The 15065-nt window shown below is 52.2% G+C and carries 15 protein-coding genes, 1 tRNA gene and 2 pseudogenes; 10 read left to right on the top strand and 8 right to left on the bottom strand.

Translation table 11 applies throughout. The features are described 5' to 3' along the window. Positions 1–92 precede the first annotated feature (92 nt). The 4 genes from HVZ37_RS18395 to HVZ37_RS18410 all read left to right on the top strand — a co-directional run bounded on the left by HVZ37_RS18395 (position 93) and on the right by HVZ37_RS18410 (position 4432). The gene (locus HVZ37_RS18395; RefSeq protein WP_051642301.1) at positions 93–1136 is read left to right on the top strand and encodes a TRAP transporter substrate-binding protein; all 1044 of its coding nucleotides are present in this window, start codon (positions 93–95) and stop codon (positions 1134–1136) included. A gap of 73 nt (positions 1137–1209) precedes the next feature. Next, on the top strand, positions 1210–3084 hold the full coding sequence (locus tag HVZ37_RS18400; RefSeq protein WP_042999405.1) for a TRAP transporter large permease subunit: 1875 nt from the start codon (positions 1210–1212) through the stop codon (positions 3082–3084). Between the two features lie 117 nt (positions 3085–3201). Next, positions 3202–3966, top strand: a complete 765-nt coding sequence (locus HVZ37_RS18405; protein WP_054176822.1) for an SDR family NAD(P)-dependent oxidoreductase — start codon at positions 3202–3204, stop codon at positions 3964–3966. Positions 3967–4012: 46 nt separating this feature from the next. Beyond that, on the top strand, positions 4013–4432 hold the full coding sequence (locus tag HVZ37_RS18410) for an RbsD/FucU family protein (RefSeq protein ID WP_044254078.1): 420 nt from the start codon (positions 4013–4015) through the stop codon (positions 4430–4432). Positions 4433–4472: 40 nt separating this feature from the next. Here the strand turns inward: HVZ37_RS18410 and HVZ37_RS18415 are convergent, their stop codons facing one another. After that, positions 4473–5507 carry a LacI family DNA-binding transcriptional regulator gene (locus tag HVZ37_RS18415; protein ID WP_044264343.1) on the bottom strand — a complete coding sequence of 345 codons (1035 nt, stop codon included), beginning with the start codon at positions 5505–5507 and terminating at the stop codon, positions 4473–4475. A 143-nt stretch (positions 5508–5650) separates the two neighbouring features. On the opposite strand from HVZ37_RS18415, the pseudogene HVZ37_RS18420 reads away from it, so the two are divergent. The 6 genes and pseudogenes from HVZ37_RS18420 to HVZ37_RS23180 form a co-directional block, all read left to right on the top strand. Continuing rightward, positions 5651–5872: pseudogene (locus tag HVZ37_RS18420) on the top strand (DDE-type integrase/transposase/recombinase); the annotation flags it as partial. Positions 5873–6676: 804 nt separating this feature from the next. Next, complete coding sequence (locus HVZ37_RS18425; RefSeq protein WP_044254073.1) at positions 6677–7111, top strand: VOC family protein; 435 nt, start codon at positions 6677–6679, stop codon at positions 7109–7111. Positions 7112–7172: 61 nt separating this feature from the next. Further along, positions 7173–7334 (top strand): GNAT family N-acetyltransferase, encoded by a 162-nt coding sequence (locus tag HVZ37_RS18430; RefSeq protein ID WP_228530463.1) that lies wholly within the window; start codon positions 7173–7175, stop codon positions 7332–7334. Between the two features lie 134 nt (positions 7335–7468). Beyond that, complete coding sequence (locus tag HVZ37_RS18435; RefSeq protein WP_044254070.1) at positions 7469–8041, top strand: DUF1349 domain-containing protein; 573 nt, start codon at positions 7469–7471, stop codon at positions 8039–8041. 38 nt (positions 8042–8079) lie between these two features. Further along, positions 8080–9312 (top strand): MFS transporter, encoded by a 1233-nt coding sequence (locus HVZ37_RS18440; RefSeq protein WP_181627854.1) that lies wholly within the window; start codon positions 8080–8082, stop codon positions 9310–9312. Positions 9313–9416: 104 nt separating this feature from the next. Next, positions 9417–9515 (top strand): annotated as a pseudogene (locus tag HVZ37_RS23180) (N-acetyltransferase); the annotation flags it as partial. Positions 9516–9549: 34 nt separating this feature from the next. Here the strand turns inward: HVZ37_RS23180 and arsC are convergent. From arsC to actS, 7 genes are all read right to left on the bottom strand, one after another. Continuing rightward, entirely contained in the window at positions 9550–9975 is a 426-nt protein-coding gene (gene arsC, locus HVZ37_RS18445) for a glutaredoxin-dependent arsenate reductase (RefSeq protein ID WP_109739471.1), read from the bottom strand. A gap of 12 nt (positions 9976–9987) precedes the next feature. After that, a complete protein-coding gene (gene arsB / locus HVZ37_RS18450) occupies positions 9988–11277 on the bottom strand; it encodes an arsenite efflux transporter membrane subunit ArsB (protein ID WP_181627855.1) in 1290 nt (429 codons plus the stop codon). A 47-nt stretch (positions 11278–11324) separates the two neighbouring features. After that, positions 11325–13076 carry an arsenite efflux transporter ATPase subunit ArsA gene (gene arsA / locus HVZ37_RS18455; RefSeq protein ID WP_181627856.1) on the bottom strand — a complete coding sequence of 584 codons (1752 nt, stop codon included), beginning with the start codon at positions 13074–13076 and terminating at the stop codon, positions 11325–11327. A 17-nt stretch (positions 13077–13093) separates the two neighbouring features. After that, a complete protein-coding gene (gene arsD, locus HVZ37_RS18460; protein ID WP_000855179.1) occupies positions 13094–13456 on the bottom strand; it encodes an arsenite efflux transporter metallochaperone ArsD in 363 nt (120 codons plus the stop codon). Positions 13457–13503: 47 nt separating this feature from the next. Next, a complete protein-coding gene (gene arsR / locus HVZ37_RS18465; RefSeq protein ID WP_181627857.1) occupies positions 13504–13857 on the bottom strand; it encodes an As(III)-sensing metalloregulatory transcriptional repressor ArsR in 354 nt (117 codons plus the stop codon). A 207-nt stretch (positions 13858–14064) separates the two neighbouring features. Beyond that, positions 14065–14138, bottom strand: a tRNA-Gly gene (locus HVZ37_RS18470). 79 nt (positions 14139–14217) lie between these two features. Then, the gene (actS, locus tag HVZ37_RS18475) at positions 14218–14955 is read right to left on the bottom strand and encodes an amidase activator ActS (protein ID WP_042999392.1); all 738 of its coding nucleotides are present in this window, start codon (positions 14953–14955) and stop codon (positions 14218–14220) included. Positions 14956–15065 lie beyond the last annotated feature (110 nt).

Here is a 15065-nt window from a genome sequence, read left to right on the forward strand (position 1 = left end):
CAGAATCAGCGACTTTTTCGTTAAACCAGCTGGCTGCGTCCACCTTGCCAGATGGCGTTATCACGACCTCTACACTGTGAGAAAGGATAATCATGATGAAAACAACCCCGTTTCGTTCAGCCAGACGTTTTCTGGCACTCGCTTGCCTCAGTAGCGCCCTGATTGCAGGCAGTGTGCTGAGCACTTCAGCACAGGCAGCCATCAATTTTCGTGTTTACTCGTCTCTGCCAGGAGATGACTCCTCTGCGCACTATATTTGGTTCAACCGCTTCCAGGAAAACCTTAATAAAAACGAGAAGTTAAAAGGACAGATTAAGCTTAATTACTTTGCCAACGCCATGCTGGGAAAAGAAGCCGATGCAACACAGCAGGTCCGTATCGGCGCCATTAACATGATGATTTCAGGGACCTCAATCTGGGCCACGCTGGTGCCGGAAGTCGGTGTGCTGGATCTGGGGTATCTGTTTAAAGACTATGACCAGGTCGGGAAAGCGCTGGACGGCAAAGCCGGTGAGCAGCTTTCTAAACTGATGATGGATAAAGCAAACGTAATGGTGCTGGGCTATGGCTATAACCTTGGCGCGCGCAACGTGTACACCAAAAAGGCAATTGAAAAGCCGGAGGATTTAAAGAATCTGAAAATCCGCGTACTGCCGGTGCCTAACTTTATCGCCACGCTGAATCACATGGGGGCGGTGGCCATTCCCATGCCGGGCGGGGAAGTCTATTCCAGCCTGCAAATGGGCGTGATCGATGGTGTCGAACATGATGCCCCCACCATCTACGCCAGCAAATATTATGAAATCATCAAAAATGGCACGCTGACCCGCCATAGCTATAACCCGCTGATGATTGCCATGAACAAGAAGAGCTTCGAGCAGATCCCAGAGTCATTACGTGCCGACGTGCTGGCCGCAGCGAAAGAGGCCACGGAATACGAACGCCAGCAGGCCAGCCAGAAAGAACTGGAAGCGATTAAAAACCTGGAGGCGAAAGGCGTCACTTTCCGGGAAACCGATCGCGCGTTCTTCGCACAGGCCGTACAGCCTGTCTGGAAAGCCTTCCTGGATAAATACCCGGATCTGAAACCGATGGTGGACGAGATCAGCGCCGCCGCGCCGAGCGACAAACCATAAGCCGAGCATCGTCGGCCTGTGGCGTTTAGCGGGTCGGCGATGTTGCCCACACAAACCATGAAAGGAGTTCATCATGGCTGATATCCCGATGAAAACAAAGGATGAAAAGTCTTTGTTGACGCTGTTGGGGCGGCTGAGTCGATTTCTGACCACGTTAACGTCCTGGGCCGGAGCGCTGGTGTTGTTTATCAACGTGCTGGTGGTATTTGCTTCGGTGATCTGGCGCTACGCCCTGCATTCACCGATCCACTGGGCGGAAGAGGTGGCGCGAGCGTTGATGATTGCGCTGGTCTTTTTTGGCGTCGCCACCTCAACCGGCCGAGGCGGACACATTGGCGTCGATCTGTTCTTACGCTTCCTGCCTGAAAGCGTTCGCCCTTACGTTGTTCATGCCAGCCGCTGGATCCTGTTTCTGGTCTCCGTTGGACTGGTCGTTTCCAGTTACGATCTGGTGCAGGCCGCGCGACTGCAAACCACCGAGACGGGCCTGCCGCAGACCATTTACGTGATTCCGGTATTAATCGGTTCCGTGGTGATGATGGTGGCTGCGCTGGAACATGCGCTGCATGAACGCGCAAAAGTGGTGTTGCTTAGCGGCGCAGGGATCATTGTGCTGGCGGCGCTGGGTTATCTGAAACTGTCGCTGATGGCCGATCCGGCCAGCGCGGCGGCGGGCCTGATGCTGATTTGCTTCGTGCTTGGCATTCTGGCCGGTGTGCCAATCGCCTTCACACTCGGCATGTCGGCAATGGTCTTTTTTATCTGCGACCCTTCCCTGCCGTTTGTCTTTTTCTCCCAGCAGGTAGCGGCGGGCGTTGACCACTTTGTTCTGTTGGCGATTCCGTTCTTCTTACTCGCCGGTGCGGCAATGGAAATCAACGGCATGTCCACGCGTCTGGTCGAACTGATTGTGCGTGGTATGGGACGCTTTCGCGGCGGTCTGAACATGACCACCGTACTGTCGATGGCCTTTTTCTCAGGCATCTCCGGTTCCAAACTGGCGGATGTGGCCGCCGTCGGCGGAGTGTTAATGCCTGCGGTACGTCGCGCGAAGCAGGACAGCGAAGAAGCCGCCGGGGTATTTGCCGCCTCCGCGGTAATGGCGGAAACCATTCCACCCTGCGTGAACCTGATCGTGATGGGCTTTGTCGCCAATATTTCCATCGGCGCGTTGTTTATCGCAGGCCTCATCCCTGCAGCTTGCCTGTTGGTACTGTTAATGGTCGCCGCCAACCGTTTCGGCGGGAAAATTAACGTCAGCGAAGCCTATCCGGTATTACGCCCGCGGACTCAGCTTTACCTCGGTGCCGCTGTCGGTCTGGTCATGATCTTCATGATTGGCCGCGGGGTCATGATGGGGATCGCCACCTCCACGGAAATTTCCGCCTTCGCAGTGATCTACGCCATTGTGGTGGGTCGCCTGGCGTTTGGTGAGCTGACGCTGAAAGCCACAGTGAAAATGTTCGTTGATATTGCGGCAATGTCCGGCGTCTTGCTGTTCATCGTGGCCTGTGCGACCAGCCTTTCTTATGCCCTGACCATTCAAATGATCCCACAACAGATCGCGGAACTGCTGGTTGGCATTGGCATGGAGCAAGGGGCCTGGCTGTTCCTGATATTGACCATTGTTATTCTGATCATCTTTGGCGCGGTTCTTGAAGGTGCGCCTGCGCTGATCATTTTCGCCCCGATTCTGGTGCCAATAGCCATTCAGCTTGGCTTTAACCCGCTGCACTTTGGCATTGTGATGATCATGGCGATGGGCTTTGGTCTGTTCTCACCGCCGATCGGCCTGGGTCTGTATACCACCTGCGCCATTTGTGGCGTGGAGATGAAGCACGTCATCAAACCGATGGCGAAATATCTGGCGGTGGTTTTTGTCGGCATCATTATTGTCGCCATGGCGCCACCATTAACCACCTGGCTGCCCGGACTGGCCGGCTACTGATAATGAAGTCCTGTATTTGCCACGCTCAGGTGGCAGGGATATCCACGCACAAAAAACGGTAAAACGATGTCACGTCATTACCTGATGCCGTTTAAATATGAATAATGGGAGTATGAAATGGGATTATTAACGGGTAAAAAAGCGTTTATTACAGGTGCAGAACAAGGCATTGGTAAAGAGAGCGCGAAAAAACTGATTGAGGCGGGATGCGATATTTATATTCATTATTTCAGTGGCGAAGAAGGCCCACGGGAATTAATGGCGCTCGCCGAACAGCAAGGCTGTCGCGCGGCCTGTGGTTTCGCCGATTTAACCGATGAAGAAGATGCAGCCCGCTGTGTGGCACAGGCAGCGGAATTCCTCGGCGGTATCGATATTCTGATCAATAACGTTGGCGGCATTATTGCCCGCAAATGGCTGGGTGAGATTGAGCCACATTTCTGGCGCACGGTGATCGACGTCAATATGACGACGATGCTGAATGTCACTCAGCAGGCATTACCGTGGCTGAAGGCCGCGCCAGACGGCGCCAGTATTGTTAACCTGGCCTCCCTGGCCGGGCGCTCTGGCGGCCATGCGGGTTCTCTGGTCTACTCCACCACCAAAGGCGCGGTGCTGACCTGGACTCGCTCGCTTGCCGCGGAGCTCGGTGAACACGGCATCCGCGTCAATGCCGTTGCGCCGGGACTGATTCTCGGCACGCGTTTTCATAATCAGCATACTACGCAGGCCTCTGCCGAGCAGACAATCCAGGCCATTCCTCTGGGACGCGCGGGCACCCCGGAAGATGTGGCAAGGGTCATCTGTTTCCTCGCTTCTGAATATGATGGCTTCGTTTCCGGTGCCACCATCGATATTAACGGCGGTATTTACCGGGCATAAAAATGCGGCGGGCGATAATGCCCGCCAGTTTTAAAAGGTATGACATATGATCAAGTCAGATATTATTCATCCTGATTTATTACAGGCGCTGGCACAGTGCGGACACAAGGCGAATATTTTAATCACCGATGCCAATTACTCTTTTCTAACCAATACTTCTGCGCAGGCACGGATTATCTGGCTTAATTTCACTCCAGGGATGATCGGGAGCGTCGTCATTCTGGAGAAAATCCTTGGCTATATTAATGTGGAAAAAGCCACGTTAATGGCAAGCCCGGCGGATTTTGATAATACGGTCGAGCGTGAATACCGTGGCATGCTTTCTGAGGCGATCGAGGTTGAACATGTTGAACGTAACGCGTTTTATTCGCTGGCCAAATCGTCTGACACGCTCCTGGTCATCGCCTCCGGCGAAACCCGCCGCTTCGCCAATATTCTGCTGACCGTAGCCCCAACGCTGGTATGACAGAGCGAGAAGAACGTATCGTTCTTCTCGTGCCTCGCCGCTACTGTACCGATTGTCGGGAAACCAGCGACGGAGGGAACAGAAACTCCGCTGGCGGAATGGCCGGATTTTCAGTCCGCTCGATCAACCGCTCCACCATCACTTCTGCCATCTCCCGAAGCGGCGGCATGATGGACGTCAGGCCAGGGAAAACCAGTCCGGAGAGCGGAATATTGTCGATGCCCACAATAGAGATCTGTTCCGGCACATGGATCCCGGCCTGATGCAGACCAGCCATCAGCCCAATGCCCAACGCATCGTTGATCGCGACAATACCATCCGGGAACACCGGCTGCTGGCTGATTTTTAACGCCAGCGCCCGCCCGAGTTCTGTCATTTCTGTATCGCCATAGGCCGCCATGGCCTGGCCTTCAACGATCATCCCTTCCCGATAAAGCCCGTGGTCTTGCACCGCGCGGAGAAAGCCCTCAATTTTGTGCGCACGGCTGGGGGTCATCCCTTCCACCGTGGCAAACGCGAGGCGACGGCACCCCTGTGCAATCAGGTGTTCTGCTGCCATTCGCCCGGCCTCAATGTTATCCATTGATACACTGTCCAGCGCAAAATGACCCGACTGAGCACGCACAGGCATACGGCCATCATAGTTCACCATCACCATGCCCTGCTCTGCCGCTTGCGCAAAATGCGCTTTTTCAATATCGCAGGCGGCAACGATAATCCCGCGGACGCCGTGGGAAAACATGTCGTCCAGAAAGGCTTCTTCTTCTTCAATTTGTCGGTAGGTATTTCCAATCAGCACCCGCAGTTGGCGCTTTTTGGCGGCCAGATCGACTTCACGGGCCAGGGCAGCAAAGCTGGGATTCACAATGGACGGCACCAGCAAACCAATCATTTTGGCCTGACCGGTCTTGAGCTGTTGCGCCACCCGGTTTGGAAAGTAATTCAGCGTCTGCATGCTCTGCTGGATACGCGCCAGGGTTTCAGCCCGCATTTGATCGGTCCGACCGTTGAGCACATTGGATACCGTACTGACGGAAACGCCAGCATGCTTTGCGACATCACGAATATTCGCCATACATCTCCTTTGCGGCAATCGATGAATGGCGGAAGACACACATACCCGGCATCGCCATCTTCTCAGGAATTATGAACTACAACGGTTTAGTGTAACGTTACAGACGGAGCTGTCAATGCAATGTATCAGGCATAATTAAGCAAGTGAACCACTCGCTGGCACTGGATGCGCTGCTGATTGCAGTCTGGTGACATAAACCTGACGACGAGGTTATCGTGCACTCAGACCAGGGCAGCCAGTACGACAGTGGCGACTGGCGGCGGTTCTGTTGGACCAATAACCTGGCCTCCAGTATGAGCCGACGTAGTAACTGCTGGGATACTGCGGTGGTCAAATCGTTCTTCAGTACGCTGAAAAAAGAACGCCGTTATTCGTTAAGTGATAACTTTCAGATACAGTGCCGGTTAATCACGCTACTTAAACCCGGGAATCCCCTGACCGGGGTGTGATTGCATTGTGGCACATCAGAAGGAATTATTTCTCCAGTTCTCATGAACGCATGTCAATTAGCAGGACTGGATAGTCCTGCTCGGTTTATTATTTGAGTACGTATTATTTGATCGGCATTGTTTAAATAAACGCTAAACAACCACTCATTTAACATGGAGATACTGCTTTTATCCGTTAAGCTGTTCTGGCTAACAAACGAACAGCACTCCTGGAGGAAGCTGTCGACTCGAAATGGAAAACTTTTGGCCACCCGTGGCCTTTTTTCCTACCGTCCCAACCGTTATGTTAGCCCCATGACAACTGGCCTTGCTCACAGTGACCTGGTTTGTGGAATAACTCTTGTTTTCATTGCTTAGCCGCCTGCGCAGGCGGCTCTTTTTCAAGGAGGTGGCATGCCACTCAATAAAATGAAGCGTCATGCCATACTCCATACGCTCTCTATACCTGAACGTAAACTGCGCCCCCTAAAATGGCTTGCTCTCATCTCATCTCTGCTATTTATTTTACAACTGGCAATTGAGAGCCTGCTCTTAAGCGAATAGCAGAATAGTAATTCCTGTCCAAAGACTCAATCTGGAATGATTTTCTGATACCTGTCGGGTACAGAGCACAAATATTAACGTATTTTTTCAGCAATATAAGTTATACGTAGGGTTGTACCTTTGTTCAATTTCACAGATACAGGCCTGACTGACAGAGTGTGAATAAGGAAATGAGCCGTGGAAAACTATACGCTTCATCGTGGCAGACTTATCGACCATATCCAGCTCGTGGTAAACAACTTTGACGCAAGCAAAGCATTTTACACTGCTGTGCTGGCGGAACTTAAGATCCCCCTGGTTATCACAGATGACGATTATATCTGGGCTGACGAACTGGTCATTTCATCGGTAAAAAGTTCGGGGCCTGGAGGGGTGCCTACAGGACGGCACCATCTGGCCTTTCAGGCCACAGACCGTGAATCGGTGGACGCATTTTACCGCGCAGCGCTAAATCATGGCGGACGTGATAACGGCGCCCCCGCCGAACGAACCTACCATCCCGGATACTATGCCGCTTTTGTTCTGGATCCGGACGGTAACAATATTGAAGCTGTTTACCATGGTGAGGGCGATCGCAGTGCCCGCTCTGTAGAAATCAGCTTCACTGTCTGAGAAAACAGGGAGCATATTTTCCCCCTGTAGCTCCCGAAAACCGCAATGTAGAGCTTTATCTATGACCGTTATTCCGGTATCAGCTAAAGACTCGTTTGTCTGGCTGATCAATGATAACCCGGTGGCAATAGCCATCGTAACCCACAGAATGGACAAAGCGCGTCTGACCGAATTTGGTGTGCTGCCCGAGTACCGGAGCCAGGGACTGGCAAAACAATGCTGATGTATCTATGCCAGAAATGCTGGCACCATTATTTACTGCGGCGGGTTATCAGGCTGAACCGTTATGCCAGTTTGAGATGGAACTGACATTTTAAACTATCGTTATGCTGCATTCCGGATGACAGGAGAATAATGATGAGTTGCAAGTTTGAATGGATCAATGAGCCCGCTAAATGGCACTACGGGAATAATACCCTGTCGGTAATCACTGATGATCACACCGATTTCTGGCGTCATACCTGGTACGGGTTTGAGCGTTTTTCAGGTCATATCTACGCCACTGACGTAACAGATGATTTTACTTTTCAGGTCAGGATCCGCGCAGACTTCACCACACTCTATGACCAGGCCGGAATTATGATTCTCTCTGACGAACAGCACTGGCTCAAAGCTGGCATCGAATTTAACGATGGAGCACCTGCAATCGGGAGTGTACTCACGCAGGGATATTCCGACTGGGCTACAGGACTCTTTCCCGGGGATCCGAAGGAATTCTGGCTGCGTCTGACCCGTAAGAAAGATGCGTTACGATTGCAGTACTCGTCAGATGGACAACACTGGCCATTACTTCGCTTATGTTATTTTCCCATGGGCCCAGTAAGAACGGGCGTCATGTGTTGTACACCTCAGCGCCAGGGGTTGGAGGTAGAATTTCTTGATCTCAGACTGACTCCTGCGATGGATAAAGAACTGCACGATCTGAGTTGATTAAAATCAAGGGATTATAAAAAACGGAGAACCCGTTTATGAAGCCATTTACGGGACGCCTTAACAGGTATGGCAGCGTTCTATTATTTCCACTGGCGATGGTCATCTACGATTTTTCAGCCTATCTGACCACGGATCTCATCCAGCCGGGCATCATCCACATCATCCGTGAGCTTCAGGCTGATATCACTCTCGCGCCTGCCTCTGTCAGTCTTTATATGGCCGGAGGTCTGGCGCTCCAGTGGCTCCTCGGTCCTCTCTCTGACCGGATTGGTCGCCGTCCCGTCCTGCTCACTGGTGCAATGATCTTTGCCCTGGCCTGTCTGGGCATGATGTTTGTCACCACGATCGAGCAATATTTTATTGCCCGTTTTATACAGGGAACCAGTATTTGCTTCATCTCCACCGTTGGTTATGTGTCAATACAGGAGGCCTTTGATGAAAAGGACTCCATCCGTATCATGGCGGCGCTGACCTCAATCGTATTGCTTGCGCCTGTCATCGGCCCACTGGCTGGAGCAGGTTTGATGTCCTTTATGCACTGGAAGCTGTTATTTGCGATCATCGGAGGGATGAGTCTGATGGCCTGGGCCTTGCTGATGTTTAAAATGCCGGAGACAGTCAAACGTCAGGGCCAGGGGTTTCATCCTGGAGATGTATTATCCGATTTTATCAGCGCCTTCAGACATCCGGTGGTACTGACGGGTGCCCTGGCCCTGTCGTTCGGTAACCTGCCGATGATTACCTGGGTCGCTCTCTCTCCGGTGATCCTGATTGAGGATGGCGGGATGTCACCCGGTATGTATGCCTGGACTCAGGTACCTGTATTTGGCGGGGTGATTATTGCCAGCATCATCGTCGCGAATTTTATCAAAGACCCCACTTCACCGCGCTTTATCTGGCGTACCGTTCCAATTCAACTAAGCGGGCTGTGTATCCTTCTGCTTGGTAATCTGGGTTGGCCGCATGTCTGGTTATGGTCGGTGATGGGAATAAGTATTTATGCCCTCGGGACAGGAATGCTGTATCCCGTCCTGTTCCGTTTTGCGCTTTTTTCTCATTCCCTGCCTAAAGGCACCGTATCAGCAACCATTAACATTATTGCATTAAGTTTTATGGCGACCTCAGTAGAGCTGGCCCGCTGGTTCTATTTTCAGGCTGGTGGCAGGATAGCTTTCCATTTTCTGGCGATGGTGGCAGGAATTATCGTCATGATACTGGTTTTTCGTTTGTTAAAACTACGCCAGCAACATCTGAATCAGACCGTCTGAGAATATGAGTTACGGCTCTGCCAGCAAAATTGGCAGGCTAATAGATGGGGCTACGGCCCCATGTCCTGCATGGTACAGGTCGCTTCGAAACCGAACCTCCGGATGGTTTCAAGCATGGCCGCTGGCTTGACACAGTTTTGCTGCAACTGCAACTTGGTGAAGGGAATAGAACTCTGCCAGAAGATTCGGGTCTTATGCTCTGAGGCAGGAATAAGGGAGCATCAGCCCCCTTCATCTTTATTTCAATCGCTTACCTGTTTCATCAACGACTTTCTCGCCATCTTCCTTAGCGAAAGCCGCTTTCTGAGCATCTGGAAGGATATCCAGAACCACCTCGGAAGGACGACACAGACGCGTTCCCAACGGCGTCACCACAATCGGACGGTTAATCAGGATCGGATACTGCAACATAAAGTCTAGTAATTGGTCGTCAGTAAACTTATCTTCCGCAAGCCCCAGTTCTTCATAAGGCTCGACGTTTTTACGCAGCAGCGCCCGTACTGTAATCCCCATATCTGCGATAAGTTTGACCAGCTCATCGCGAGACGGTGGATTTTCAAGGTAATGAATAACGGTCGGTTCATTACCGCTGTTGCGGATCATCTCCAGCGTATTACGCGACGTGCCGCAGGCCGGGTTGTGATATATGGTGATGTTGCTCATATCAGTATCTCATTACAAAGTGAAAGAGAGACGTAGCGCCAGCGCCGCCAGCGTTACAAACAGCACAGGCAGAGTCATAATAATCCCTGTGCGGAAATAGTATCCCCACGTGATGGTCATATTCTTCTGTGAAAGTACATGCAGCCAGAGCAGCGTTGCAAGGCTACCAATAGGTGTAATTTTCGGCCCCAGATCGCAGCCAATCACGTTAGCGTAGATCATCGCCTCTTTAATAACGCCGGTGGCAGTGCTTCCCTCGATAGAGAGCGCGCCAACCAGCACCGTAGGCATGTTGTTCATAATGGAAGACAGGATTGCTGTCAGGAAGCCAGTCCCCAGCGTCGCGACCCAGAGTCCTTTATCCGCCAGTACGTTCAGCACACCTGAAAGGTATTCGGTTAGTCCGGCGTTGCGCAGACCGTAGACCACCAGGTACATCCCCAGTGAGAAGATGACGATCTGCCATGGCGCACCGCGCAGCACTTTGCCGGTGTTAATGGCATGGCCTCGTTTCGCCACAGTAAACAGAATGACAGCGCCTGCAGCAGCAATCGCGCTGACCGGGATACCCAACGGCTCAAGGACGAAAAAGCCAACCAGAAGAAGAATCAACACTATCCAGCCAGTTCTGAAGGTTGCCAGATCTTTAATCGCCTTTGTCGGTGCCTTAAGGAGAGCCCGATCGTAAGTCGGTGGAATATCTTTGCGGAAGAACAGATGCAGCATCACCAGCGTGGCGATAATAGCGGCAATATCCACCGGCACCATCACCGATGCATATTCAGTGAATCCCAGACCAAAGAAGTCCGCCGAGACGATATTCACCAGGTTCGACACGATAAGCGGCAGGCTGGCAGTATCGGCAATAAACCCGGCAGCCATGACGAATGCCAGCGTGGTGCCTTTGCTGAACCCTAATGCCAGCAGCATGGCGATGACTATCGGCGTCAGAATCAATGCCGCACCATCGTTGGCAAACAGTGCCGCCACCGCCGCACCGAGCAGAACGATATACGTAAAGAGCAAACGGCCATGACCATTACCCCAACGTGAAACATGCAGTGCCGCCCATTCGAAAAAACCAGATTCATCGAGCAGCAGGCTGATAATAATTACGGCAATAAATGTTGCCGTCGCGTTCCAGACGATATTCCACACCACCGGAATATCGCTTACATGCACAACGCCAGAAATCAAAGCCAGTCCTGCGCCCAGCGTCGCGCTCCAGCCGATCCCTAAACCCTTAGGCTGCCAGATAACCAAAACAATGGTCAGGACAAAAATAACGCCTGCCAGTAACATACATCCTCCTGACAGGGCGACTTTGCCGCCCTGTAAATACAAAAAAATTAACTCATCAACTCTCTGAGCTTTTCAATACCGGCGGGCTCTGACGCCAATACCGGAACGAGCGCTATACGGTCAGCATGCTGATTCTTAACAGCCTCAATCTGAGGCAGTTCCTGCCGGGCGCGCTGGCAAAGCAACGGAGAACGCGTATCCGCAATGGAAAGGCTGTTATTGATAATCCAGCCCCACGGATGAATCCCCGCTCTTTCAAGGTCAGACTGCAGGTTTGCCGCTTCCAGCACCGGTGTGGTTTCAGGAAGCGTAACCAGCAGAACTTTGGTTCTATCCGGGTCCTGAAGCTGCATCATTGGGGTAGTAAAATAACCTTTATCCCCCATCTTCTTAGCAATCTCACGATGATAAGCCCCGGTCGCATCCAGCAGTAAAAGCGTGTGTCCCGTAGGGGCGGTATCCATAACAACAAAGCGCTTACCCGCTTCACGAATCACGCGGGAGAAGGCCTGAAACACGGCAATTTCTTCAGTACAGGGAGAGCGTAAATCCTCTTCCAGTAGCCGTTTCCCTGCTTCGTCCAGATCTCTTCCCTTCGTCTCAAGAACATGCTGGCGATAGCGTTCGGTTTCATCGTGAGGGTTGATGCGGCTGACCTGCAGGTTTTTGAGGCTGCCGTTCAGCGTTGTACTCAGGTGCGCAGCAGGATCAGAGGTCGTGAGATGCACGTCAAATCCCATGTCTGCCAGCCTGACGGCGATGGCAGCAGCCATCGTGGTTTTCCCTACGCCACCTTTGCCCATCAGCATAATCAGGCCGTGTTCACTGCGAGCGATATCATCGACCAGGCCAGAGAGCGATAAGTTTTCAGGCGTGTACAGGACGTTCGTTACCGGGAGCGGTAATGCCTCAGAACGGGTATCCAGCAGTCCCTTCAATGCTGAAACACCAACCATATTGACTGGCTGTAGTAATAGGGTATCTGTCGGTAGCTCAGATAAACCGGCAGGAAGATTTGCCAGTGCCTCCTGCTCACGTTGCCATATCGCAGCGGCCAGGGCGTCATATTCAGTTTCGGCTTTAGGCAGCACACCATTAATCACCAGATACTGGTTTTTCAGGCCAATTGCAGCCAGTTCTTCATGGGTGCGGGCGACTTCCTGCAGCGTAGATTTTTGCAGTCGTGCAACCAGAACCAGGCGGGTACGTTCAGGATCGGATAACGCCTCTACTGCATGAGCATACTGCTCACGCTGCTTTTCCAGACCGGCCATTGGGCCAAGACAGGAAGCACCATCTGGATTACTTTCAATGAAGCTACTCCAGGCACCGGGAAGCTGGAGAAGGCGAATCGTGTGGCCCGTCGGCGCTGTATCAAAAATAATGTGATCGAAGCGGGTCAGCAGGGAAGCGTCTGTCAATAAGCCGGTGAACTCATCAAACGCCGCAATCTCAGTGGTACAGGCTCCTGAAAGCTGCTCGCTGATACTGTTAACAACGTCATCAGGCAGAAGACCTTTGATAGGATCAACGATTCTGGCGCGGTATTGTTGGGCGGCTTCCTGCGGGTCGATCTCCAGAGCGGAAAGTCCAGGAACTGCTGTCACTGGGCGAATGGTATTACCGATAGCCTGATCGAATACCTGGCCGACATTGGAAGCCGGATCGGTACTGACCAGCAAAACCCGCTTCCCCTGTTCGGCAAGGCGGATAGCCGTCGCGCAGGAAATGGACGTTTTTCCTACACCTCCCTTACCGGTAAAAAACAGGTAAGGCGGGATGTTCTGTAAGAATTTCATATGTCCTCCTGACATACTCAGCAACAGGAAGTATTACCACCACAGCAGCTGGTGGGCGCTAACCCAACCTTCTCCAGCGGAATGCCGAACCAGCGAGCCAGCTCAGCGCGTTTTGGGTATCGCCCTGCCATCACCGTTTCGCCGTCCAACAGCAGCAGCGGAAGCCCTTCTGCTCCAGATGCTTCGAGGAATGCTTTCGCTTTCTCGTTCTGAACAAAGCTCATGGGCTGCTGCGCCAGGTTGTAACGTTCAACCTGTACGCCACGTCCTTTCAGCCACTGCACATCCGCAGAGAAATCAACCAGAACTTGATCAACATCTGAACCACAAACGCCGGTACTGCAGCACATCGCAGGATCAAACACGGTTAACGTTTTCATCTTTAACACCTCACATCCGTAAAAACATATATGTACAGGCAAATTTTTTAGATACAAACAGCCTTACCGCTACCCGAGCAGTTTGCCGATGCCAGCTTACGGGCGATGGCCTGTACGTCGTCCTGTTGGCTTAACCAGGCCTGCTCAATCACCCGAGCGGCCCAGGAAGGAATATGCGGGGATAAGCGATAATGAACCCATTTCCCCTGCTTACGATCCAGCAATAGACCACTTTCCCGAAGCATCGCCAGATGGCGGGAAATCTTAGGCTGAGACTGTTCCAGTGCCGTACAGAGATCGCACACGCACAGCTCTCCCATCTCCCTGAGCAGCAACACAATGCCCAAGCGGGTTTCATCGGAGAGGTTTTTGAAGAGTTGTAGAGATGATAATTGTGGCATAAGTCCCCCCGGCTATTGTTTCGCAATATCTCGCTGTAACCGTACAGTGTCAAATTATATTTGAATTTCCATATATGAATAAAGCAAGACTTCTCACTGACCCTGTGAGGGTTATACCGTCGGTTACAGTAAGGAACTCAGCAAAGAGGCTTTAAGCTATTTCCCTTTGGATTCAGTAAACTGGAGAGTTTTAAGTATGAAGTGTCATGGAGCGGGCGAAGGGAATCGAACCCTCGTATAGAGCTTGGGAAGCTCTCGTTCTACCATTGAACTACGCCCGCTTTGGAGTGCGTAAGGCATTATAAACCTTACGCTCTTGTTGGCAAGGGACAGACCAGCTGACTGGCGATTAATTCACCGTCAGCATTTCGGTTTGCTGCCCTGCGGCGGCAGGTAACGCAGCGGGTCGATGGCCGTCGCACGGTAGCGAATCTGGAAGTGCAACCGCACCGAGGCCGCATCAGTACTGCCCATCGTGGCGATTTTCTGTCCCGCCTTCACACTTTGCCCGTTATTCACCAGCATCGTGTCGTTGTGAGCGTAGGCGGTAATGTAATCTTCACTGTGTTTGATCATAATGAGATTACCGTAGCCCCGCAGTTGGTTGCCCACGTAGACCACCTTCCCTGCCCCGGCGGCATAAACCGGCGTACCGCGGGCAGCGGAAATGTCGATCCCCTTATTCCCTCCATCCGCAGTGGAATAAGGCAGGATCACCTTACCGCTGGCAGGCCACTGCCAACAACGTTGCCCTACCGGTGGCCAGGACGATTGCGGCACGGAAGAAGACGGTCTCGCGGAGGCTGTTTTGGTAGACGACTTTTTAGTGGATTTCGATGAGGCCGTTTTCGAACCACCGAGCTTCAGCTTTTGCCCAACTTCAATGGTGTACGGCGGCGAAATGCCGTTCAGACGCGCAAGGTCTTTGACGCTGGTGCCTGTCGTGCGTGAAATACGGTAAAGGGTATCTCCCCGTTTGACGGTATAAACGGCGCCAGAATCAGACGATTTGCTCCCCGAGCAGCCCACGACAAGCAATCCCGCACAAAGCAGCATGGCAATACCCAGGCTATTTTTCTTCAGGCGTCCTGCGCTCAAAACCGTTCCTCGCAATATTCACAGACGCCATATGATAACAGCCATAATCCGGATGCCAAATTTATTGAATCGGTAAGTCCCCTCATTGACCGCCTGATAAACGCTATCAC

Origin of the sequence: Citrobacter sp. RHB35-C17 (genome assembly GCF_013816795.1) — a bacterium.
GTDB lineage: Bacteria > Pseudomonadota > Gammaproteobacteria > Enterobacterales > Enterobacteriaceae > Citrobacter_A > Citrobacter_A amalonaticus.

Bases quoted from the DNA above. Each gene is read 5' to 3' on its own strand.
- HVZ37_RS18395 (WP_051642301.1), top strand. From the start codon at position 93: ATGATGAAAACAACCCCGTTTCGTTCAGCCAGACGTTTTCTGGCACTC.
- HVZ37_RS18400 (WP_042999405.1), top strand. From the start codon at position 1,210: ATGGCTGATATCCCGATGAAAACAAAGGATGAAAAGTCTTTGTTGACG.
- HVZ37_RS18405 (WP_054176822.1), top strand. From the start codon at position 3,202: ATGGGATTATTAACGGGTAAAAAAGCGTTTATTACAGGTGCAGAACAA.
- HVZ37_RS18410 (WP_044254078.1), top strand. From the start codon at position 4,013: ATGATCAAGTCAGATATTATTCATCCTGATTTATTACAGGCGCTGGCA.
- HVZ37_RS18415 (WP_044264343.1), bottom strand. From the start codon at position 5,507: ATGGCGAATATTCGTGATGTCGCAAAGCATGCTGGCGTTTCCGTCAGT.
- HVZ37_RS18430 (WP_228530463.1), top strand. From the start codon at position 7,173: ATGACCGTTATTCCGGTATCAGCTAAAGACTCGTTTGTCTGGCTGATC.
- HVZ37_RS18435 (WP_044254070.1), top strand. From the start codon at position 7,469: ATGAGTTGCAAGTTTGAATGGATCAATGAGCCCGCTAAATGGCACTAC.
- HVZ37_RS18440 (WP_181627854.1), top strand. From the start codon at position 8,080: ATGAAGCCATTTACGGGACGCCTTAACAGGTATGGCAGCGTTCTATTA.
- arsC (WP_109739471.1), bottom strand. From the start codon at position 9,975: ATGAGCAACATCACCATATATCACAACCCGGCCTGCGGCACGTCGCGT.
- arsB (WP_181627855.1), bottom strand. From the start codon at position 11,277: ATGTTACTGGCAGGCGTTATTTTTGTCCTGACCATTGTTTTGGTTATC.
- arsA (WP_181627856.1), bottom strand. From the start codon at position 13,076: ATGAAATTCTTACAGAACATCCCGCCTTACCTGTTTTTTACCGGTAAG.
- arsD (WP_000855179.1), bottom strand. From the start codon at position 13,456: ATGAAAACGTTAACCGTGTTTGATCCTGCGATGTGCTGCAGTACCGGC.
- arsR (WP_181627857.1), bottom strand. From the start codon at position 13,857: ATGCCACAATTATCATCTCTACAACTCTTCAAAAACCTCTCCGATGAA.